The sequence below is a fragment of the Nonomuraea sp. NPDC002799 genome (assembly GCF_053592075.1).
In genome coordinates, this window is sequence record NZ_JBSFVA010000030.1 from 39,856 (window position 1) to 60,647 (window position 20,792).

21 protein-coding genes are annotated in these 20,792 nt (G+C 69.5%); 5 read left to right on the forward strand and 16 right to left on the reverse strand.

Annotation, left to right across the window (positions count from 1 at the left end; all coding sequences use genetic code 11):
- Positions 1 to 158 precede the first annotated feature (158 nt).
- The 3 genes from ACWD0F_RS38340 to ACWD0F_RS38350 are packed head-to-tail and all read right to left on the reverse strand — an operon-like array spanning position 159 to position 3,547.
- Complete coding sequence (locus ACWD0F_RS38340; RefSeq protein ID WP_449885252.1) at positions 159 to 1,106, reverse strand: amidohydrolase family protein; 948 nt, start codon at positions 1,104 to 1,106, stop codon at positions 159 to 161.
- The gene (locus tag ACWD0F_RS38345; protein ID WP_449885254.1) at positions 1,106 to 2,251 is read right to left on the reverse strand and encodes an LLM class flavin-dependent oxidoreductase; all 1,146 of its coding nucleotides are present in this window, start codon (positions 2,249 to 2,251) and stop codon (positions 1,106 to 1,108) included. Before ACWD0F_RS38345 ends, ACWD0F_RS38340 begins: the two co-directional genes overlap by 1 nt.
- 3 nt (positions 2,252 to 2,254) lie before the next feature.
- Positions 2,255 to 3,547, reverse strand: a complete 1,293-nt coding sequence (locus ACWD0F_RS38350) for an MFS transporter (protein WP_449885257.1) — start codon at positions 3,545 to 3,547, stop codon at positions 2,255 to 2,257.
- Between the two features lie 333 nt (positions 3,548 to 3,880).
- Here ACWD0F_RS38350 and ACWD0F_RS38355 point away from each other — a divergent pair, with 333 nt between their 5' ends.
- Positions 3,881 to 5,017, forward strand: a complete 1,137-nt coding sequence (locus ACWD0F_RS38355) for an LLM class flavin-dependent oxidoreductase (RefSeq protein WP_449885260.1) — start codon at positions 3,881 to 3,883, stop codon at positions 5,015 to 5,017.
- 152 nt (positions 5,018 to 5,169) lie between these two features.
- Entirely contained in the window at positions 5,170 to 5,778 is a 609-nt protein-coding gene (locus tag ACWD0F_RS38360; protein WP_449885263.1) for a TetR/AcrR family transcriptional regulator, read from the forward strand.
- Here ACWD0F_RS38360 and ACWD0F_RS38365 read toward each other — a convergent pair.
- The 11 genes from ACWD0F_RS38365 to ACWD0F_RS38415 all read right to left on the reverse strand — a co-directional run bounded on the left by ACWD0F_RS38365 (position 5,765) and on the right by ACWD0F_RS38415 (position 16,633).
- Positions 5,765 to 6,700: a LysR family transcriptional regulator gene (locus tag ACWD0F_RS38365; RefSeq protein WP_449885265.1), complete on the reverse strand. Its 936-nt coding sequence runs from the start codon at positions 6,698 to 6,700 to the stop codon at positions 5,765 to 5,767. The two genes, ACWD0F_RS38360 and ACWD0F_RS38365, sit on opposite strands and share 14 nt — an antisense overlap.
- Before the next feature lie 191 nt (positions 6,701 to 6,891).
- Positions 6,892 to 7,839: a fumarylacetoacetate hydrolase family protein gene (locus ACWD0F_RS38370; protein ID WP_449885267.1), complete on the reverse strand. Its 948-nt coding sequence runs from the start codon at positions 7,837 to 7,839 to the stop codon at positions 6,892 to 6,894.
- A gap of 146 nt (positions 7,840 to 7,985) precedes the next feature.
- Complete coding sequence (locus ACWD0F_RS38375) at positions 7,986 to 8,918, reverse strand: VOC family protein (protein ID WP_449885269.1); 933 nt, start codon at positions 8,916 to 8,918, stop codon at positions 7,986 to 7,988.
- Positions 8,915 to 9,913, reverse strand: coding sequence for an amidohydrolase family protein (locus ACWD0F_RS38380; RefSeq protein WP_449885271.1), 999 nt, complete (start codon positions 9,911 to 9,913; stop codon positions 8,915 to 8,917). The genes ACWD0F_RS38375 and ACWD0F_RS38380 overlap by 4 nt, the downstream gene beginning before the upstream one ends.
- Positions 9,910 to 11,019, reverse strand: coding sequence for an FAD-dependent monooxygenase (locus ACWD0F_RS38385; protein WP_449885274.1), 1,110 nt, complete (start codon positions 11,017 to 11,019; stop codon positions 9,910 to 9,912). The genes ACWD0F_RS38380 and ACWD0F_RS38385 overlap by 4 nt, the downstream gene beginning before the upstream one ends.
- Positions 11,019 to 11,996: a cyclase family protein gene (locus ACWD0F_RS38390; RefSeq protein ID WP_449885276.1), complete on the reverse strand. Its 978-nt coding sequence runs from the start codon at positions 11,994 to 11,996 to the stop codon at positions 11,019 to 11,021. Before ACWD0F_RS38390 ends, ACWD0F_RS38385 begins: the two co-directional genes overlap by 1 nt.
- Positions 11,986 to 12,909: a fumarylacetoacetate hydrolase family protein gene (locus ACWD0F_RS38395; protein WP_449885279.1), complete on the reverse strand. Its 924-nt coding sequence runs from the start codon at positions 12,907 to 12,909 to the stop codon at positions 11,986 to 11,988. Before ACWD0F_RS38395 ends, ACWD0F_RS38390 begins: the two co-directional genes overlap by 11 nt.
- Positions 12,910 to 12,987: 78 nt before the next feature.
- A complete protein-coding gene (locus ACWD0F_RS38400; protein WP_449885282.1) occupies positions 12,988 to 13,641 on the reverse strand; it encodes a TetR/AcrR family transcriptional regulator in 654 nt (217 codons plus the stop codon).
- Positions 13,642 to 13,714: 73 nt separating this feature from the next.
- The gene (locus tag ACWD0F_RS38405) at positions 13,715 to 14,692 is read right to left on the reverse strand and encodes an amidohydrolase family protein (protein WP_449885285.1); all 978 of its coding nucleotides are present in this window, start codon (positions 14,690 to 14,692) and stop codon (positions 13,715 to 13,717) included.
- Positions 14,689 to 15,780: an LLM class flavin-dependent oxidoreductase gene (locus ACWD0F_RS38410; protein ID WP_449885287.1), complete on the reverse strand. Its 1,092-nt coding sequence runs from the start codon at positions 15,778 to 15,780 to the stop codon at positions 14,689 to 14,691. The genes ACWD0F_RS38405 and ACWD0F_RS38410 overlap by 4 nt, the downstream gene beginning before the upstream one ends.
- Before the next feature lie 169 nt (positions 15,781 to 15,949).
- Positions 15,950 to 16,633 carry a TetR/AcrR family transcriptional regulator gene (locus ACWD0F_RS38415; RefSeq protein ID WP_449885289.1) on the reverse strand — a complete coding sequence of 228 codons (684 nt, stop codon included), beginning with the start codon at positions 16,631 to 16,633 and terminating at the stop codon, positions 15,950 to 15,952.
- A gap of 100 nt (positions 16,634 to 16,733) precedes the next feature.
- Between ACWD0F_RS38415 and ACWD0F_RS38420 the strand changes: the two genes are divergently transcribed.
- Genes ACWD0F_RS38420 through ACWD0F_RS38430 form a run of 3 tightly spaced genes read left to right on the forward strand, consistent with a single transcriptional unit; the run spans position 16,734 to position 18,766 of the window.
- Positions 16,734 to 17,672: an NADP-dependent oxidoreductase gene (locus ACWD0F_RS38420; protein ID WP_449885291.1), complete on the forward strand. Its 939-nt coding sequence runs from the start codon at positions 16,734 to 16,736 to the stop codon at positions 17,670 to 17,672.
- Between the two features lie 14 nt (positions 17,673 to 17,686).
- Positions 17,687 to 18,343 carry an SDR family NAD(P)-dependent oxidoreductase gene (locus ACWD0F_RS38425; RefSeq protein ID WP_449885293.1) on the forward strand — a complete coding sequence of 219 codons (657 nt, stop codon included), beginning with the start codon at positions 17,687 to 17,689 and terminating at the stop codon, positions 18,341 to 18,343.
- A 51-nt stretch (positions 18,344 to 18,394) separates the two neighbouring features.
- Entirely contained in the window at positions 18,395 to 18,766 is a 372-nt protein-coding gene (locus ACWD0F_RS38430; protein ID WP_449885295.1) for a DoxX family protein, read from the forward strand.
- 169 nt (positions 18,767 to 18,935) lie between these two features.
- Here ACWD0F_RS38430 and ACWD0F_RS38435 read toward each other — a convergent pair whose 3' ends face one another.
- Together ACWD0F_RS38435 and ACWD0F_RS38440 are read right to left on the reverse strand one after the other, a co-directional pair.
- On the reverse strand, positions 18,936 to 19,409 hold the full coding sequence (locus ACWD0F_RS38435; RefSeq protein ID WP_449885298.1) for a MarR family winged helix-turn-helix transcriptional regulator: 474 nt from the start codon (positions 19,407 to 19,409) through the stop codon (positions 18,936 to 18,938).
- Entirely contained in the window at positions 19,388 to 20,623 is a 1,236-nt protein-coding gene (locus ACWD0F_RS38440) for a cytochrome P450 (RefSeq protein WP_449885301.1), read from the reverse strand. Before ACWD0F_RS38440 ends, ACWD0F_RS38435 begins: the two co-directional genes overlap by 22 nt.
- Between the last annotated feature and the right edge of the window lie 169 nt (positions 20,624 to 20,792).

Sequence of the window (20,792 nt, forward strand, 5' to 3'; positions counted from 1 at the left end):
AGGTTCTGCACGTGGTGATGGAGTCCATGGCCCGCGGGCTTCTCGCCGGAAGGCGCGGCTGGCGTGGCCGACTGCGGCGGCGCACGCGCGATAATTCTGAACCACGTCGCGTCCGGGGCGGACGGGTTGGAGGTGGCGTGAGAGCGGGCGGCCCCTGGTCACCATCCGGTTGTCTTGTCACCGGCGATCAGGGCCTCGGCACGCCGGTCGAGGATGAGGTTCTTCTCTTCTGGGGTCAGCAGGTCACAGCCCTCGATCGAGGCCACCGACGCGATCGGGTCGCCCCAGGGGGCATCGGAGCCGAAGACCAGCCGGTCCGTCAGGCCCGCTTCCCGCGCGGCGACCACGTACGTGCGATCGATCGAGGAGGTGTCGTAGTAGAAGCGGCGCAGTTCTTCGGCCAATCTGGCCGGCTCGGTGCCACGGTCGGCATGGGAGGCGAAGGACGCGCTGCGCAGCAGCTTCTGCCATTGGAACGGCAGTGCTCCGCCCATGGCGCCGAGGAGGAAGCGGATGTCGGGGAAGCGGGTGGTGACGCCGCGCAACACCAGTCGGACGGCGGCCACCGCGCTCTCGGCGGGACTGCCGAAGACCGGTCCCAGCAGCATCGGGTAGTCCGACACTCCCACGGCCACCTGATTGGCCCCGCCGGGGTGGAGGTAGACCACGGCCCGGCGGCGGTCGAGCTCCCGCCAGAGCGGGTCGAACTCCGCATCGTCCAGCGGGCGGCCCGCTGCCGAGCATCCCAGTCCGATCCCGGCGAACCCCAGCTCGTCCAGGCAGCGCGCGGCTTCGCGAGCGGCGTGTCCGGCGTGCGGAAGCGGAACACTGCCGAACGCGCCGAACCGGCCCGGGTGTTCGACGATCACCCGGTGGTAGACGGCGTTGGCGGCTCGAGCGCCCGCGACGGCCGCGCCGGTGTCATCCCAATACGGGTGCAGCGCCCCCAGGCTCAGGATCTGCCGGTCGACACCGGCGGTGTCCATGGCGGCCAGCCGCTCGTCCATCGCGGTGGGATGGTGCATCCGGATCGGCCGGCCGCCCAGCTCGCCGAAGACGCCGGCCAGTTCGGCGGGCATGTAGTGCGCGTGCACGTCGATGCGCATCAGGCGTTCCTGTATTCGGGCCGGACTTGCTCCGGGTGGGGGCCTGGAATCGTGTCGACCCCCAGGCGTGGCATGACCTCCTGGACGAACAGCCGGAAGGAGCGGCGGAACACCTCCGGGTCGTCGAGAGCGCCGAAGACGAACCGGGCGTGCGTGTGCGACAGCCCGGCCTTGTCGTACTCGGCCAGCTTCGCCGCCACCGTCTCGGGACCGCCGACGATCGCGGTGCGGTGCAGGAAAGCGGTCTGGTTCTCCGGCATGCCCATCGCCGGAGCGAATTCGCCGGGGTCGGCACGGTAGACGTCGCGCAGCCGCATGCCGTCGCAGGCTGGATCACGCCTGATCCAGGGCGCCATGACCATCGGGCCGGTGAAGAGCCGTTCGGCCGTGTCCCACGCTTCGTCGTCGGTCTCGCCGACATAGATGATCTTCGTGTGGATCAGCCAGCGGAGGTTGTCCTCGATGGTCTCGGGGGAGTGGCCGCCTTCTTGGAGGCTTCGCCGGTACAGCGTCGCGAGCCGACCCGCGCCTTCGGGGTCGAACGGGCCCAGGTGCACCTTGCGGCCGAGCCGCCCGGCCTCGGCGATCTTGGCGGGAGTGTTGGTGCCGATCGCGTACAGCGGTGGGGGGTGCGGTAGGAGTAAGGGCATCATCCGCCCCTCCATCACCCCGTGCTCGTCGTCGGTGGTGAACTCCAGCGGCGGGTCGCCGGCGCGGTGCGCCCAGGCGCGCAGCATGACGTCCAGCTTCTGATCGAAGAGCCGCGCCCGCTGGTCGGGCGCGAGATCGTGCTTGTGCCAGGCCTTCCCCTCCCGGGGCCGCCCGGCCGACATGCCGATGATGCAGCGTCCTTCGGTGAGCTGGTCGAGAAGGTTGCACCGCTCCACCATGAAGAGCGGGTGGTGCAGCACCAGCGGGACGACACTCGTGCCCAGGTAGGCGTTGCGCAGCCGGCCGACCAGGTAGGAGGCCATCATGAAGCCGTTGCCGTACGGCTCGTAGTCGTTGAAGTGCTGCTCGCCCACGTAGACGGCGGTGAATCCGGCCTCGTCGGCCTCCATCGCCTGTTCGATCCCGAGGTCGATGGCGCGCTTGTCCTCGAAGGGTCCGCGGACTCCGGGGCCGAGGAAGAGGGAGAAGTGCATCGCTCAGCGCACCCCTCGTACCGGGATGATCGACAGGGCGCTGACGACGGCGAAGATGGTGCCGGCCACGAACAGGGCGGTGTAGTTCTGCCCGGTGCCGATGCCGATGAACAGCGGGGCGATGGCGGGCGCAATGGCCTGGGGGAGGCTGTTGGCGATGTTGAAGACGCCCAGGTCCTTGCCGGCCGCCCGCTCGCTGTCCGGCAGCACCTCGGTGACCAGGGCGAGGTCGACGGCGAAGTAGACGCCTTGTCCGAGACCGATCAGGACCATCCCGAACAGGAATGCCGGCACCGAGCGGCCGACGGTGAGCGTCAGCAGCCCGGCCGAGCCGACCAGAGCCGAGACCAGGACGAACACCTTACGCCGGTCGACCTTGTCCGACAGCCAGCCGAACACGTTCGCGCCGAAGACGACCGTGACGGTCTGGATGAGCACGCCGAGCCCCACGAGCTGGGTGACCTGGGCCGTCGGCAGGCCCAGTCCGTCGGTCAGGTAGTAGACCTGGTAGTTCAGGACCGACGAGATCGACATGAAGATCATGAATCGGCTCAGCCAGGCCCAGCCGAAGTCCCGGTGCCTGACCGGGTTCACCCAGAAGCTGCGCAGCAGCTCGCCGAAATTGTACGGCGGGCGGTCGGCCGGGGCGAGGCGTCGGTCGGGCAGGACGGCCACCAGCCACAGGCAGGTGAGCAGCGTCACGACGCCGGGCGCGGCGAACATCATGAAGGGCACGTCGCCGACGGCGTTGACCAGGCCGATCCCGATGACGGCGGCCAGGGCCTGGCACATGCCGAGGATGCCGGAGACCATTCCGCGTCTCCTGGGTGTCACGTGGTCGGGAAGCACCGCCAGCAGGACGGCGAGCATGGCGTTGAGCGCGGCCGAGACGACGCACCATCCGATCAGGAGCACGGGGATGCTGGTGGCGGCCGCCATGACGAGCAAACCTGCGAAGGCCGTGAGCGCGCTGCCCAGCAGCCAGGGGCGGCGCATGCCCCAGCGGGAGGTCGTGCGGTCGCTCAGCCGGCCGAAGACGGGGTTGCTGACGAGCCCGCAGACCGCGCCGACGCCCAGGATGAGCGAGAGGCTCGTCTCTTTGGTCCCCGGTGCCAGTTCGCCGACGCGCAGCGGCAGGGTGATGATGACCGGGGTGAGCAGCACGACCCACAGCCCGAGGGTGGCGGCGCCGTAGGCCAGGAGAAATTTCAGAGGGATCCGGTCACCGTGCCGGGCGACGGTCGGAGATTTGGATGCACTCGCACCGGTGGGGGACGCTCCCGCGTCTGTGGCCATGGCTGGTTCTCCTGATCGGGCAGGACGAGAAGAGGGGGCTGCGATCGTGTCGTACGCAAGGGCGGCCGTGGAAAACGTTCCGGCTGGACGTCGAAGGATCGTTCTGGCGCGATAGCCAGTTACCTAGGGGTTTCCGTCGGGTTTCAACGAGGGTGCCGTCATCATCGCAACGGCAGGAGTATCGGGGAAATTGACATTCCGTATGTCGACTATTCGTGCGCCCGATGCCTCGCCACCGCGTTCACACCGTGGTTGCGGCACGCATTGACAGCTGAATGACCAAGCTTCTACGGTCAAAACCGACCGGTTGGCCGGTCGGATAACGGAGGCGTCATGCGATTCTCGCTCTTCCAGCTCCCCAGTTCGGCTCAGCCCGGCGACGACATGACGGTCCTGGACGCCGTTGTGGAGCAAGCCCTTTACGCGGACGAGGCCGGTTTCGCCGGGGTTTTCACCGCCGAGCACCACACCACCGGCCTGGCCCCTCAAGGCAGCGACTCGATGTTGTACGCCACCTACCTCGCCCCTCAGCTCAGGCAGGCGCATCTGGGCTTCGCCCTGATCGTGGTGCCCTACCACCACCCGCTACTGCTGGCCGAGCGGATGAATCTGCTCGACCAGCTCGCCAAGGGCCGGGTGCTGTTCGGCGTCGGCAGCGGAAACCGCGACATGCAGGAATGCGTCAGCCTCGGCGTCAACATGGACGATGCCGTCTCCCACCTGCTCGAAGACAACCTGCAGATCATGGAGAGGCTCTGGGCGAAGGAGCCGCAGGACGAGCCGGTCGTGTTCGACAACGGCTACCACCGGGGGACGCTCGTGGAGCGGATCGTCCCCGCCTCCCATGGTCCGCGGCCCAAGCTCATGGGAGTGGCGATGCGCGAGCAGAGCATCCACCGCTCGGCGGCGGGCGGCTGGCCGGTCTTCGTCTTCGGCGCCGGCCCGGACGCCCGGCGGCGCCTGCGTCTCTATCGGGAGGCACTGGCCGCCGCCGGGCACTCGGCCCAGGTGCTGGAGCACTGCATGGCGTGGACGACGCACACCTTCGTTCACACCGTGGTGGCCGACACCGACGCCAGGGCCCGCGAGCTGATGGTCGCCAAGCTCAGACACGAGAACCGGCGGCGCGAGCGCACCGCCCCCTTCCTGAAGAAGGCCATGGACATCGCCGGTGTCACCGCTCCGCTTCGGCAGACGTTCGGTGACCTGGGCGACCCCGACCGTCCCGACTACCTGTACGGCAGCCCGGACACCGTCGCCGCGCGTATCCAGGAGTACGCCGACCTCGGGATCGGCAACATCCTGCTCAACTTCGACGGGAACATGTACACGCCCGAGAGGCACAAGGCCAACGAGGCCGCCCTGAAGTTGTTCGCCCAGGAGGTCCTGCCGCGCTTCAGCGGCTTGACGTCGCCCGCCGACCCCCTGGCCGTGCCTCTCGACGAGATCTCGCCCGCAGTCGGGAACTGAGTGGAGATCCAGTCCATAGAGCACTCCTACGGCCGATACGGCCGACCTGAACCCGAGGTCGCTGATCAGCGATCCCTACGGGTCCTCGCCGGCGTCTTCGGTGTTCCCGGCCCGGAACCAGTGCGATGATCCCGTCGCGTACGCTTGCGGACGTGATCGACCGAAAGACCGCAGGACTGACCAGCAAAGGCGCTCGCACCCGGTCTCGGATCACAGCCGTCGCGGCGCGCCTGTTCGACGAGCGTGGTTACCACGCCACCTCTCTGCATGAGGTCGCCGAAGCCGCCGGCATCAGTAAGGCGACGATCTATCACCACTTCAAGACCAAGGACGAGATCCTGGTCGACATCTTCCAAGGCCTGATCCGGACCCTCACCGCACGCCAGGAGGAGCGGTGGCGCCAGGGGGCGGGGTCGGCGGAGGAGATGCTGCGGGCCGTGATCGGGGATCTGCTGGAGCTGATCGAGCTCAACCCCTCCCACCTGCGAGTCTTCGTGGAGCAGTTGCGCCGCCTGCCGCCTACGGCGCAGGAAGGGCCGGAGCGGGAGCGCCTGCGTTTTCAGGACGAGCTGCGGCGGATTCTTGAGGCGGGTATCACCTCGGGCGAGTTCGAGGTCGAGGGTGACCCGGAGTTGGCGGCGGCGGCGATCCTCGGGATGTGCTGGACCTATCACTGGTTCCCACCCCGAGGCGCGGTCGGATCTGGGGACGTCGCCACCGCTGTCACCACGCTTGTTCTGCGCGGACTCAGGCGGAGGTGACGGCGGAGCCGTACTCCGCCACTCGTGCGCCCACCCGGCCCAGGACCTCCCGCAGCCAGACGTGGCCGACGTCGTTCTGGTGCACCGCGTGGTACCAGAATGCCTCGATGACGGGGACCGCGTCGTAGGGGCAGGGCAGGATGTGGAAGTCGGTGACGCCCTTCAGCCGCAGAGCGAGGCGCTCCTGGATCAGGGCGATGCGGTCGGTACCGGCGATGAGGAACGGCAGCGACTGGAAGTTCTCCACCACCACCTCGACGCGGGGCTCGACGCCGAGCATGCTGAGCTGGCGTGCGCCCGCGGCATGCGCCGTGGGACCCCGGTAAGTGGCAACCCAGGGCAGCCGGCGCAGGTCGTCCATGGTCAGGCCGTCACGGGCGACGCGGTTCCCCTTGCCCGTGATGATCACCCAGCGGTCGGAGTAGAGGTCGATGTGGGGATGGGCGGAGATGAAACCGTGCGGCATGAGGAGGCCATCGACCGAGCGGAGCGTGGTGTCGATGTCGTCCACCAGCGCCGGGGCGATCTGCACGAAGCGCACCCGCACGCCCGGTGCCTCCTCGTGAAGGATGCGCAGCAACTCCTCGCCCAGCACGGTCACCGCGTAGTCGGAGGTCACGACGGTGAACTCGCGGTCAGAGGCGGCCGGGTCGAAGTCGGGCTTGGCGGAGAAGACTCGGTGCACGATCTTGACGGCCAGGGTGACGGGATCGATCAAGGAGACTGCCAGCGGTGTGAGCTCGTAGCCGCCGCGCACCCGGACCAGCAGTTCGTCACCGAAGTGCCGGCGCAACCTGCCCAGGCAGCCGCTCATGGCCGGCTGGCTGAGGCCGATGCGCTGCCCGGCCCGCGTGACGTTGCGCTCTTGCAGAAGCGCGTGCAGGGCGACGAGTAGATTGAGGTCAAGGCTGGCCAGTCGCATGGTCCTCGAAGTATTGGTCACAGCGATATTTCTGTAAGAGGTATCTACTGTGCAGATTGTCGTGCAGGGCTGCAGCGATGGCAATCGCACCGGAGGCACCGTGTTGGGAACGTCACCGATCTCCTGAGGACGCCTTCTTCGCGACACATTCGACGCGACCGGAGCGCGGCACCGCTCGGCCCTCAGGTGCGTCATTCACGTCGGAGTTTCTTGCGTGCCTTCGGCAGCGGTATCGGGGGCGTGCCGCCGACCACAGTGTTGGAGATGGAGCCGATGCCCTCCACCGTCATCTCCACCACGTCTCCTGGGCGGAGCGGCGGCGGGTCAAGCCTGCCGGAGCGGCCCCAGAGCTCGGCGAGGCTGCCGCCGTTGCCGCAGGTACCGGAGCCGAGCACGTCGCCGGGACGGACCCAGGTGCCGCGCGAGGCGTAGGCGACGAGTTCCTCGAACGGCCAGCTCATGTTGGAAAGCAGGTCATGGCCGATACGGCTGCCGTTGACCGTGACCGAGAGGTTCACCTGTAGGAAGCCCTCCTCATCCCGGTACGGCGCCAGTTCGTCGGCGGTGGCCAGCCATGGGCCCAGCGTCGTCGCGGTGTCCTTGCCCTTGGCGGGCCCCAGGTTGACCTGCATCTCCCGGCTCTGCAGATCGCGAGCTGACCAATCATTCATGATCAGATAACCGGCGATGTGCCGTCTGGCCTCCTCGGGCGTGAGATCGTGGCCGGGCGTGCCGATCACGGCCGCGACTTCCAGCTCGAAGTCGAACTCGGTGCAGCCCGGCGGGATCGGCACGTTGTCGGTCGGGCCGATGACGGCGTAGGGGTTGGTGAAGTAGAACGCGGGGGCGTCGTACCAGGCGTCCGGTACTCCCGCACGGCCGTCGACGCGCCTGCGGACGCCCTCGACGTGCTCCTCGAAGGCGACGAAGTCGCGAATGGTGGGCGGCTGGAAGGGGACTTCGAGCCGGATCCGCTCGTCGAGCGGGATGGGTTCTCCGGCCAGGTGGCCACTCTCGCGCAGTCGCCCGTCACGGATCAGATCGAACAGCGTGATCCCATCGGGGAGTGGCCTGATGGCGTCGGCTTCCACGATGCCGCAGCGTGTGCTGCCGTCATGAGTGAAGGTGGCGATGCGCAAGGACGTATCCTCCGATGACTGAGTGGCTTGAGCTTGAGGGTCTGTGGGCGCCGGCGGCCTGAGTCAGGAAGATTTGAGCGCGGTCTCGCCCGACCAGGGCCGTTCCTGGCTCACCTCTCTCGTCGAACTTTCGCCACCGTGATCCGTTAGACCGGGGGAGCGACGAAGACGCCGCGATCTGGGTCGTTGAAGGATTCCTTGGCGACCAGCTCGTTCATCGGGTTGGCGGTGCCCCACTGGTCGGTGACCTCCGGCTGGGAGAAGTCGTAGACGTGCGGGTGCCAGGCGTCCTCGTCGAGAGTCTCCAGTTCGGTGGTGTACTCGACGGTGTTGCCGTGCGGGTCGAGGAAGTAGGAGAAGGTGTTGTCACCGGCCAGGTGGCGGCCAGGACCCCAGATCATTTTCACTCCGGCGCGCAGCAGGCGGCCGGTGCCGTACATGTACTCGTCGAGGCCGCGCAGCTCGAAGCTGATGTGGTGCAGGGAGGCGTGCGGGCCGCGGGCGATGGCCATGCTGTGATGCTGGGGGTTGCACCGCATGAAGTGCATGACCTGGCCCATATGGGGATGGGCGAGGGTGTCGGACAAGGCGAAGCCCAGATGGGTCTCATACCAGGTGCGGGTGGCGTCGATGTCGGGGGCGTTGAGCACGACGTGTGACAGCCGTACCGGGACCGATTCCTTGGCCTCCAGTTTGCGGTGCTGCCGCACGGCGACGTTGGCGGAGACCTCGACGGTGCGGCCGTCGAGGTCGAAGAAGCGGAACCCGTAGCCGCCGCCGGGAGTGTCGAGTTCGCCCGGCTCGGTGATCAGCCGGACCTCGGCGGCGCGCAGCCGTTCGGCCAGGGCGTCCACGTCAGCAGGTGTGGCGGCGCCGAAGGAGACCAGGTCGAGGCGCTTCTCGGCGGCTTTGCGCAGGCGGATGATGTACTGCTCGGGCGAGCCCTCAGCGGCCAGGAAGGTGATGCCGGAGTCGTTGGCGACCTCGGTCAGACCCCAGACTCCGGAGTAGAAGTCGCGCTGGTTGTCGTAGTCCGGCACGGCGAGATCGACATGCCGCAGATGGGTGATGGGTCTCATCGGCGGTCCTTCAGATCGAAGAGGCGGACGGCGTTGCCGCCGCGGATCGCGTCGTGGGCAGCAGAGCCGAGCTCGCCCGCCCGCAGGGTGGCAAGCGGGTCGGGCACGCCCATGTCGAAGGGGAAGTCGGAGCCGAGCAGCACCCGCTCGTACCCCGCCACGGCGACCAGCGTGCGCAGCACTGACGGGTCGTGCACGAGGGAGTCGAAGTACAGCTCGCGCAGGTAGCTGCTGGGCTCGCGCGCGCAGTCGCGGGCGTCGGGGCGCTCGCGCCAGCCGTGGTCGGCCCGGCCCAGGTAGGTGGGGAGGTAGCCGCCGCCGTGCGCGGCCAGCAGCTTCAGCCCAGGGTGCCGGTCGAGCACGCCGGAGAAGATCAGGTGGGACAGCGCTACGGCGTTCTCGACGGGCTGGCCGACGATGTTGGACAGGTACCAGCGGTCCAGGCGCTCGTCCAGTGTGCAGCCGAAGGGGTGCAGGAACACCACCGCGCCCGTCTGCGCGGCCCGCGCCCAGAACGGTTCGTAGGCGGGATCGGACAGCTCCCGTCCTGGCGCGTGGGAGGAGATCTCCACGCCCTTCAGGCCCAGGCTGAGCGTGTGGTCAAGGATGTCCGTCATCAGGGCGGGGTGCTGGAGCGGGACCAGGGCGAGGCCGTACAGCCGGTCGGGGGCCTGGGCCACGTGCTCGGCCACGCCCTCGGCGGCCAGGCGGCAGACCCGCGCCGCGAGCTCGGTGTCGGCCCAGTAGTGGTAGTGCTGCGGGGAGGGGGAGACGATCTGGACGTCCACCGCGGCCGTGTCCATCGCCGTCAGCCGGTCGGCCGCCCGCGTGAGCAGCCCGATCCGCTCGCCGATCATCTTGCCGGAGACGGCCAGCGCCTCGGGCCCGTTGCGCCGGGCGTCCAGCTCGCGGTGCGCGGCCAGCCCAGGATGGCCGTCCACGGCCTGCTCGATCGCGGGGAGCAGGACGTGCGCGTGTACGTCCACCGTCGTCATGGCCGCTCACTCACCAGCGCGGAGATTCGGCCCATCAGAGCGGGCACGTCGGCGTCATGCGCGCCTTCGAGCTGCCAGCGGGCGAGCTGGACCGACGACTCCACGACGGTGCGCACCCGCTCGAACCTGCGTGTCATGAACGCGTCGAACAGCTCCTGATCCACGCGCCCCCGGGCGAGCAGCAGCTCGGCCAGCACACTCGCGTCCTCCAGGCACTGCGCCGCCCCCTGGGCCACGGTGGGCGGGCAGGCGTGGACGGCGTCTCCGGCCAGGACCACGTTGCCGCGGTGCCACGGGGAGTCGACGAGCAAGGATTCGAACCAGGTGTAGTTGACTCGGTCGGAATCGGTGATGTCCTGGCGGATCTCCTCCCATGCCCCGCCGTACGGCTCGGCCAGACCACGCATGATCGCCGCCCTGTCGGCCGAGCGGACCGAAGACTTGTCGCGATTCGGCTCGACCAGGTAGGCGTAGAGGCTGTCCGGGCCGGTCGGGCAGTAGCCGGCGATGAAGCAGGGGCCGCCGTAGACCAGATCGGTGCGTTCGACGGACTGGGGGCGGCGGGTGTGCACCCGCCAGATGCCCATTCCCACGGGTTCGGGCAGCACGTCGATGCCGAGCATCGCCCGGACCGAGGAATGGACGCCGTCCGCGCCCACCACGAGGTCGTAGGAGCCGGTCGTGCCGTCGTCGAACACGACGGGATCGACCGAGGTGACCGTGCGGCCCAGCCAGATCGCGGCCCCCGCCCGCTCGGCCGCGCCCACGAGGATGGTCTGCAGGTCGGGACGGTACATCCCCATGGTGGCCGGCAGGTCGTCCCCGCCGCTGCGCAGGTCGGAGGTCTCGAACATCAGGGTGCCGTCGGGCGCGCGGATGCCGACGGAGTCGAAGGCGTACCCGCGCTCGCGCACCGCGCCCCACACGCCCAGCTCGCGTAGCACCCGCAGTGCGTTGCCCTGCAGGGTGATGCCGGAACCGAGCGTGGTCCACGCCGGCTTGACCTCGGCGACGTGTACCTCGGCGCCGCCGCGGGCGAGGAGGACGGCGAGGGCGGTCCCGGTGATGCCGCCGCCGACGATGAGTACCTTCAGTTGCTGAGGCATCACTTCACCGCAATCGGATTGACGGGAGAGCCGACGGCTCCGGTGACAGGCAGAGGGGCGGCGGTCAGGAAAAAAGCGTAGGCGCCGTCGGCCGCGCAGTCGGCGGCCAGCGCCTCCAGGTCCCACATCTCGCCGATGAGCAGGCCCAGGTGCGGGATGGCCACCTGGTGCAGCGGCTGGAAGGCGTTCTCGAATTCGTTGGGGCGCACCTCGAAGCCCCAGGTGTCGGTGGCGATGGCGGCGATCTCGCTGCCGTGCAGCCAGCCGGCGCTCCAGAACGACAGGCCGGGGGCGGGGCCGCCCGCGTACTCGCCCCAGCCGTCACGCCGGACGCGGGCGAGCTGCCCGGTGCGCACGCACACGATGTCTCCGGCGCCGACTTCGACGCCGTGGGCCTGAGCGGTGGAGGCCAGGTGCTCTTCGGTGATGGCGAACCCGTCGGGCAGTTCCTTCAGCCCGCATCCGCCGGACTGATGCTCCGGCGCGGAGCCGTAGACGGCGGCGACGTCGAGCAGGACGCCGCGCCCGGTCAGCACGTCGCTGACGTGCTCGATGCCGGTGACCAGGTCGCCTTCGCTGGTGACGACGTCCTGTGCCTTCCTGCCGTTCCAGGCCACTCCGTGGTCGAAGATGTGGCCGAGCCCGTCCCATTGGGTCGAGCACTGCAGCGGCATCGCGATCACGTCGTCCGCGCCGCCGAAGCCGTGCGGGAAGCCCTGCTTGCCCAGGGCCGCGTCCGTGCCGGTGTCGGTCATCGTGTGGACCGGGTTCGTCCGCCGTCGCCAGCCCTTCTGTGGGCCGTTGGTGTCGAAGCGCTGGGACAGTGAGAAGCTGACGCCCTTCCTGACCAGCCGCGCGGCAGCTACGCGATGGGACGGGGTGAGGAAGTTGAGCGTGCCGCGCACGTCGTCCTCGCCCCAGCGGCCCCAGTTGGAGTAGGTGGCCGCGGCCTCGGCGATGGCCTGCTCAGCGTTCATCGCGGCACCTGATCCGCTGGGTGCCGAGCCCCGTGATGGTGCCCTCCATGACGTCGCCGTCGCGCAGGAACCGGCCCACGGCCATGCCGTTGCCCGCGGGACTGCCGGTCAGCAGCAGGTCGCCGGGCTCCAGCCGGACGATCTCGGAGGCGGCCGACACCAGGGCGGCCACGTCGAACAACATGTCCTCGGTGGACTCGTCCTGGAAGGTCTCGCCGTTGACGCTGAGCGTCACCCGCAGCGGCTGCTCGACGAACTCCGACGGCACCAGCCACGGGCCCAGCGGCAGGAAACCGGGCGCGTTCTTGCCCCGGAACCAGTCGGTTCCGATCTCCCGCATGTCCTTGCGGAACACCAGGTCTCTGGTGGTGATGTCGTTGCAGATCGTGTACGCCGCCACATGATCCAACGCTTTTTCGCGATCTATCCGGAAGGCTGGGCGGCCGATCACCGCCGCCAGCTCCAGCTCCCAGTCGTGCATCTGGCTGTACCCCGGCAGGACCAGATCGTCGTACGGCCCGGCCACCGCGCTGGGCAGCCCCACGAACAGGTACGGCGTCCCCTCGGCCGCCCGCCGGTCCATCATCGCGGCGACCTCTTCCCGGGCTGCGGGATCAGCGGTGCCCCGATGGGCCAGGGCCAAGTCGATGACGTGCGTACGGTAGTTGGCCCCGGACTGGATGACCTGGCCGGGGCGCAGCGGCACCCGTGTGATGAACTCGGCCAGATCAGCCCACGGCCCGTCGCCCGCCGCCAGGCCGTGCAGCTCGGGCAGGGCCGCGTCCCAGTCGCGCAGCAGGACCTCGGTCGAGCTCCACCGCGATGCCAGATCCAGCACCCGCTCGCCTTGGACGAGTCCGGGAAAGGTGCGGTCCTGAGCGGAGAATGTGCCGAGGGCGAAGCGTGTCGTCATTCGCTGTGCCTCCGAAGTGATTGCCCTCACTCTGGCCCGGACAGAAGGAATGAGGGAAATCGATACCTTGTATGGGGACTATCCACCTGATCGATGGCCGAGCCCGGCCGAGACCATGCTCATGAGCAGGTCGAAGGCGGGCATGGTGGGGACGTCGGGGTCGAGGAGCCACTGCCGTTGCAGTCCGTTGATCGCCGCCGCGACGAGCGCCGCGGTGGCGGGCAGGTCCGCGTCCGCGGGTAGCAGACCCTCGGCGGCCGATCGTTCCAACCGGGCCAGCACCTCGGTCCGCACCGCCGCGGCCCGCCGGGCGGCGTACTCCAGCGCGATCGGGTTGCCGGCGATCGCCTCGCCCTCCAGCACATGGATCAGCTTGAGGGGGACGAGCGCGTCGTCGGTGCGGCCGAGGAAGGCGGCCAGTTCCCGCACCGACGGAAGCCCTTCGCCGGTCAGGTGCCGCTCAGTCTGCCGTTGCCCCCAACGGTAGAGCTCCTCCAGCACCTCGCGGAAGAGGAACTCCTTGGACGGGAAATGGTGCAGGATGCCGGGCCGCGACAGCCCCACGCGCTTGCCGATGTCGACGAGCGTGGTCTGCGCGTAGCCTTGCTCGGCGAACTCCGCCATCGCCTCGCGCACGATCCGGGCCTTGAGTTCGGCGCTCTCCTCGACCTGCCGCTCGGATCGGTTTCGCGGGCGCGGCCGGCTTACTGACTCATCGGTCCGTTCGTTCATGAGGGTCAGCGTACGCCGGGCGCGGGCACAGTCGTGATCGTCGGGAGGCGCATGACCCGCTTGAACTGGTCGTTCATAGTCTCAGCAGGTCCTGGGCGTTACGGTCGAGGATCGCCGTCTTCTCCTCGCCGGTCAGGTACGGCGAGTCCTCGATGTAGGTGACCGACTCCGCCAGCGAGGCGAAGATGGCGTCGCTGCCCAGCACCATCCGCTCCACACCGTAGGTCTCCTTGGCCACCAGCATCGCGGCCGGGATGTCCTGGATGGCGGTGTCGTACCAGAAGCGCTTGAGCGCGCCCATCGGGTCCCGCCGGTCGATGGGCAGGTCGTCCAGGTAGGAGAAGAACGACCCGCCGACCGCCTTGACAGCGCTCATCTCGATGCCGCGCCGCAGATTACGCTCGTGCCGAGGCCACAGGAACGGCAGGACGCCGCCGCACATCGCGAACACGAACCGCAGCGTGGGATGCCGGAAGGTCAGGCCGGAGAAGACCGTGCGCACGGGGGCCACCGCGATCTGCAGCGGGCTGCCGTACGCGGTGTGCAGTCCCCAGTCGGCCAGCCCGGGATGGCAGGCCGAGTTGGTGCCCACCGGATGCACGTAGACGACCGCGTCGTGCCGGGCGGCGGCCTGCCAGAACGGCTCGAACACGGGATCGTCGATCGGGACGCCGTCCACCGCGCAGGGCAACGCCACGCCCAGGAGACCCAGCTCGCCCAGGCACCGCTCGGTCTCCTCGACGGCCTGCTCCACGTGCGGCAGCGGAACCTGCCCGAAGGCCCGGAAGCGGCCGCCGTACCGCTCGGCCAACTCGGCGTAGGCGTCGTTGACGAACCTGGCCGCATGGAGCGCGGCGCCCGCTTCCGGCACCTCCAGATCGGGGCCGACGGCGCTGAGCACCTGCACGTCCACCCCGGCCTTGTCCATCGCGGCGAGCCGCTCGTCCAGGTCGTCGGCCTGCCCGACGAAGGCCAGATCGGGGCGGCCGGACGCGACGAGCAGCGCGGCGTAGCTCTGGGGGAAGTAGTGCGCGTGGACGTCGATTCTCATCGCGTGGCCCCTTCGAAGTAGCGCGGCGACAGGCTCGGCAGAACCTCTTTCTTGAACAGCTGGAACGAGGCCCGGATGTGCTGCGGCTGGTAGGTGCCGACGGTGAAGCGGGTGTTGAGGTGGCCGATGCCGAGCCGCTCGTAGGCGAGGATCTGCTCGGTGACCGAGCCGGGAGCCCCGGCGATCACCCATGACTGGACGAACACGGCGTTGCGGTCGCGCGGGTCGTGCATCGCCGTCAGGTCGATGGGCGCGGTGCTCAGCTCGCGCAGCGACCGCCCGTCCTGGGACCTGTCCATCATCGGGGCTCTGCCGACCAGTGCCTCCGCCCGGTCCCAGGCCTCCTGCTCGCTCTCGCCGACGATGACGTGCCGGGTGACGAACGACTTGGCCACCGCGTCGTCGTACGCGGGCCCGGTGATCCCGGCGGCGACCATCGTCTCGCGGTGCAGTCTCAGCCTGGCGGCGGCCTGCGTCGGGTGGCACGGCCCGAGGAACAGCGGCCAGCCCAGCTCGGCGAAGCGCTCGATGGTGGCCTCGGTGTTGGTGCCGATGGCGAGCTGCGGCCCGCCCTTCCGGTAGGGGGCCGGCATGAGCCGGCCGATGAGCGAGCCCTTGTCCCACGTGGTGTCCATGACGATCGGCGGGTCGCCGGGTTGGTGGGCGCGGGCGCGCAGCAGGAAGTCCAGCTTGGTGTCGAAGGCCGCGTCCCGGTCGGCCGGGTCCACGCCGAAGTTCTGGAAGTCGGGGGAGAAGCCGATCCTGCCCGCCGACAGGCCCAGGATGAATCGGCCTTTGAGCAGCAGGTCGGCGAGGTTGGCGTTCTCGGCGACGCGCAGCGGGTGGTTGAGCGGGAGCGGCACGATCGTGGTGCCGAAATACGCCTGGCCCAGCTCGGGCGCTAGCCGGGCGGCCATCATGAACGGATTGCAGTACGGCTCGTAGTTGTTGAAGTGCTGCTCGCCGAAGGTGATCAGGCAGAAGCCCGCCTCGGCGGCCTCGATCGCCTGTTCGACGCACAGGTCGATGAGGGGAGCGTCTTCCGCGGGAGTGAGGGAGGCCGGTCCCATGAAGACCGAGATGTGCATGGTGGTCAGCTCCAGGGGGGTGGAAGTGAGCGCAACGTACCAACCGACTCGTCAGTAAGTTAATGAAGGGACCTGCGTCGCGCCCGCCCACGGCGTCGAGCCGGTAGACCTGGCCCGCGTACGCGGCCAGGCCATGGCGGACTGGTGCGGTCGTGCTGGCCGGGGGCGGTCAGGCCGGGCCCGGGCGGCAGGTCCGGCCGAGCTGGATCATCGCGCGGTACAAGCCGGTGGGGGTCGGCGGGGGCGGCAGCGGCTCGGGTGGGGCGCCGGGCGCGGCGAAGGCCGCGATCATGTAGCCGACCAGGCGGCGCCAGGTGCCGGGGGCGGCCTGGCCGGTGGCGGAGACGACGCCGGCGTTGGCCATGAGCAGGATCACCAGATCTTCGGCGGCGAAGTCGGGCCGCAGCCGTCCGGCGGCCTTGGCGCGGTCGATCAGCTCGATGAATCCCTCGTACGCCCGACCACGCTTGTCCTCCAACGCCTTGGCGGTGGGGAAGGTCATGGTCAGCACGGCCGCGAAGCCGCGGTCGGCGGCCTGCATGGCGCAGACGGCCTCGATGTAGCCGGTGAAGGCGCGCCAGGGATCGGGGTCGGCCGCCGCGGTGGTGATCGCGCCCAGGTAGGCGTCCATGCGGTCGGCGAAGACCGCGTCGATGAGGTCCTCCCGCGTGGGGAACCGGCGGAACACGGTGGCGATGCCCACCCCGGCCCGGCGGGCGACCTCGGCCATCGACACCTCGAGACCGTCCTCGGCGTACGCCTGGCGGGCCGCCGCCAGGACGCGCTCGCGGTTGCGCTCGGCGTCCTTCCGCAGCGCGCCGACACCGTGTTCGGGGCCGTCATCGGAGGTCATGGCCCTCATCGTAACCCGTAAGTGGAAAGGCCTATCCAGTCGTGCTGCTAGAGTCCTGCATAGAATCGGAAAGACCTTTCCATTTATTCAGAGGACGCTCATGCGCGCCGTGACCTTGCCGTCGGTTCCCGCGACCCCGCAGGTGACCGACCTGGAAACCCCCACCCCGCAGCCTGGGGAGGTGCTGGTCCAGGTGACCGCCTCCTCGGTCAACGGCTTCGACGCCGCGACCGCCGCCGGCTACCTGCAGGGCATGATGGAGCACCGCTTCCCGCTGGTGATCGGCAAGGACTTCGCCGGCACCGTCACCGCGCTCGGCGACGGCGTCGCCGGCTACGCCATCGGAGACGCCGTCTTCGGGGTCGTGACGAAGCCGTCTCTAGGCGCCGGGTCGTTGGCCGAGTACGTCACGGTGCCCACCGCGGTCGGGCTCGCCCCGATCCCGCAGGGCCTGAGCGCCGCCGAGGCTGGCGCGCTGGGGCTGGCGGGCACGGCCGCGCTCACCGCGATCGAGGCCGTCGGCCCCGCCGAAGGCGAGAGCGTCCTGATCGTCGGCGCGACCGGCGGGGTCGGCCTGATCGCCCTGCAGTACGCCGTCGCGCGCGGCGCCCGCGTGATCGCCACCGCCCGGCCCGGCGCCGAGGCCGATCTGATCACCGAGCTGAGCGGCGGCAAGGCCGAACTGGTCGACCACAGCGGCGACCTGGCCGCCCAGGTCCGCGCCCTGGCCCCGGAAGGAGTGGCCGCGGCCCTGCACCTGGCGGGCGACGGCGAGCAGGTCGCCGGCCTGGTCGCCGACGGTGGCCGCCTGGCTTCCACCCTGGGCCTGAGCGCCGAGGCCGTGCCCGGCCGCGACCTGACTGTGGTGGCGGTGATGGCCCACCCGGACGAGGCCACCCTCACCCAGCTGGCCGCCGACGCCGCCTCCGGTGCGATCCGCGTCCCCATCACCACCACCTACCCGATCGAACAGACGCCGCAGGCGTTCGCCGACTTCGGCGCCGGCGCACTCGGCAAGCTCGCCATCACCGTCCGCTGAGGAGTTCACGAATCATGCCTGTCATCGCCATCGTCGGGGCCGGCCCCGGCATGGGCCTGTCCATCGCCAAGCTGTTCGGCGGCCACGGCTTCGAGGTCGCCCTCGTCGCCCGGGACGCCGCCAAACTCGCCACCCTCGTCACCCAGCTTGAGGAGCAGGGCGTGAGCGCGGCGGCCTTCACCGCCGACGTCACCGACCGGCCCTCACTGGTGGCCGCGTTCGAGGAGATCAACAAGCGCTTCGGCCGCGTCGACGTACTGGAGTACTCGCCCGCCACCCGCGAGGTAGAGATGGCCGGGCCGCTGGAGACCACGCCCGAGAACATTCAGCCACAGATCGAGTACTACCTGTACGGGGCGATCACCGCCGCCGCCCAGGTGCTGCCCGCGATGCGCGAAGCAGGCGCGGGCACGCTGCTGTTCACCACCGGCGGCGGCTCGATCACCCCGCACCCCGCGATGGGCAACATCAATGCCGCCGCCGCGGCGCTGCGCAACTGGGTGCTCAACCTCAACCAGGTCCTGGACGGCACCGGCGTGTACGCCGCGCACGTGGCCATCAGCGCCTGGATCGGCTCCGGCCCGCCCGAGGCCGAGCCCGACACCATCGCCGCCGCCTACTGGGACCTCCACCAGAGCCGCGACCGCGCCGAGATCAACTACATCGCCTGACCGGCCATCGGCCGCACCCCCCACCCCCGTGCATGAAGAGAGAACCAGACGATGAACGTGTTCCTGTGGATCCTGCAAGCAGTCCTGGCCGCGATGTTCGCCATGGCCGGGGTGATGAAGTCCACCCAGCCCAAGGAGAAGCTCGAACCCCGGCTGCCGTGGACGGCCGACTTCTCGGCCGGCACCGTCCGCTTCATCGGGATCGTCGAACTGGCGGGCGCGCTCGGGCTCATCCTGCCCGCCGCCACCGGCATCGCCCCGATCCTCACCCCGTTGGCCGCGTCCGGCCTGGCGATCGTCATGGTCCTGGCCGCGCTGACCCACGCCCGCCGCAAGGAGCCGTCAGCGATCGCGTTCAACGCCGTGCTCTTCGTCGCGGCGGCCGTGATCGCCTGGGGCCGTTTCGGACCGTACGCCCTGTAGCCCCGCGCCACACGGCCGGTCATCCCTCCGGTACTCGCTGCCTGCGGGCCATGCCGCCACGTCTTCGCACTGGGCGAGCACCGCAGGCGGTCACCTGGCTGGTTGCGGCGTGGATGGAGTCATCGACAGGCACAGAGCCCGAGGGGATGCCAAGTCGGATTCTGCGCTGTCAGACAATGTCGCTCTCACGGAGCTGCCGCAGTAACCGGGTCAGTTCGCGCAGGTCGGAGGTGCTCCAGCTGCTCAGCGCGGTCGTCCACATCTGACGCTGTTCGGCGAGGAGCGCTGTCACCCGGCTCCTGCCCTCCTCGGTGAGGCGCACCAGCCGGGCGCGCGCGTCGGCCGGGTCGGGCAGCCGTTCGACCAGGCCGAGCCGCGCTACCGCGTCGACCTGCCGGGTGGCCGTCGACTTGTCCAGCCACAACGCCTCGGCCAGCTCGGACATGCGCAGCGGCTCTCGGCGGGCCAGGACCAGCAGGACCGGCAGCGCCGTGGGGTCGAGATCCGGATGCAGGGCGCGCGCCTGGTCGCGGTGCACGCGCCGGGACCGGCGGGCGATGGCGGCCATCTCGTCCTGGACGGCCGAGTAGGCGTCCTCCTCCGGCCCGTGCGCGCCCAGGTTCAGCGGCTGGTCCGCGACCATGTGACGGGCAGGGAATGCACGCCGTAGACGACGTGGTGCGGCCGGAAGCGGATCTCGTCGGCGGGCACGGCCAGGGCCAGGTCGGGGAAGCGCCGCAGCAGGGCCGGGAACGCGATCCGCATCTCCGCCCTGGCCAGCGGGGCGCCGAGACAGTGGTGCGCGCCGTGCCCGAACGCGACGTGCGGGCCGGTGTCGCGGGCCAGGTCGAGCCGGTCGGGGTCGTCGATGAAGCGCGGGTCGCGGTTGGCCGGGGCCAGCGCGAACAGCACCTGCTCACCCGCGCGGATGGTCTGGCCGCCGATCTCGACGTCCCGGGTCGCGGTGCGCGGGATGCCGGAGTGGGCGACGCTGAGGAAGCGCAGCAGTTCTTCCATCGCGCGTTCCACCTGGGCGGGGTCGTCCAGGGCCGCGCGCAGCCGGGCCTCTTCCTCCGGATGGGTCAGCAGCGCGAAGGTGCCGACCGCGAGCATGTTCGCGGTCGTCTCGTGGCCGGCGGTGAGCAGCAGGCCGGCGATGTTGGTAAGGGCGTCGGCGTCGAGTTCGTCGCCGTGCTCCGTGATCAGCATGCCGAGGATGTCGTCGCCGGGTGCGGCCTGCGCGCGGGCGACCAGCTCGGCCATGTAGGCGTGGCTCTCCTGGCTGAGCTTGCTGCGTTCTTCGGCGGGCAGGGAAGTGTCGGTCATGCGCGAGGTGCGGTCCTGGAATTCGGCGCGGTCGTCGTACGGCACGCCCAGGAGTTCGCAGATGACCAGGGACGGGATGGGCAGCGCGAAGTTCTCCACCAGGTCGGCCCCTGGCCCGGTCTGCTCCACCAGGTCCAGGTGCTGCTCGACGATCTCGGCGATACGCGGGTCGAGCCGCCGCATCCGCCGCATCGTGAACTCCGGCGTCAGCATCCGCCGCAACTGGGTGTGCTCCGGCGGATCGAAGGCCAGAAGCTGCCCCTTACGCATCCGGGCCATCGCTTCCGCGCTGATCCCGGCCGCCTCGGCACGCTGCCTGGCCTCTGGGCCCATGACGTTGTTGCTGAAGGCGGCGGAGTCCGACAACACGGCGCGGACGTCGGCGTACCGGGTCACCAACCAGGCCTCGCCGCTGCCGAGCGTCACAGGAACCTTGGCCAGGCTGCCGCTCTCCCGCAACGCCACCACCTCGGGGGCAGGGTCCAGGCCCTGGCGCGCCATGTACAACGGCACCGCAGCTTGCTCCACCATCGCCACTACCTCCAAGATGAATTAATTGATACTTGCAACTTTATGCCTCCTATTTCGCAATCCGCAAACCCGAGAGTCAGGCTCCATGTGCCTGTCGGGCCGTCTTGACGCCGCTTCGGTCGCATAATATAGATGAATATTATTTCTGTATTATGGAGGTTCTTTCTAT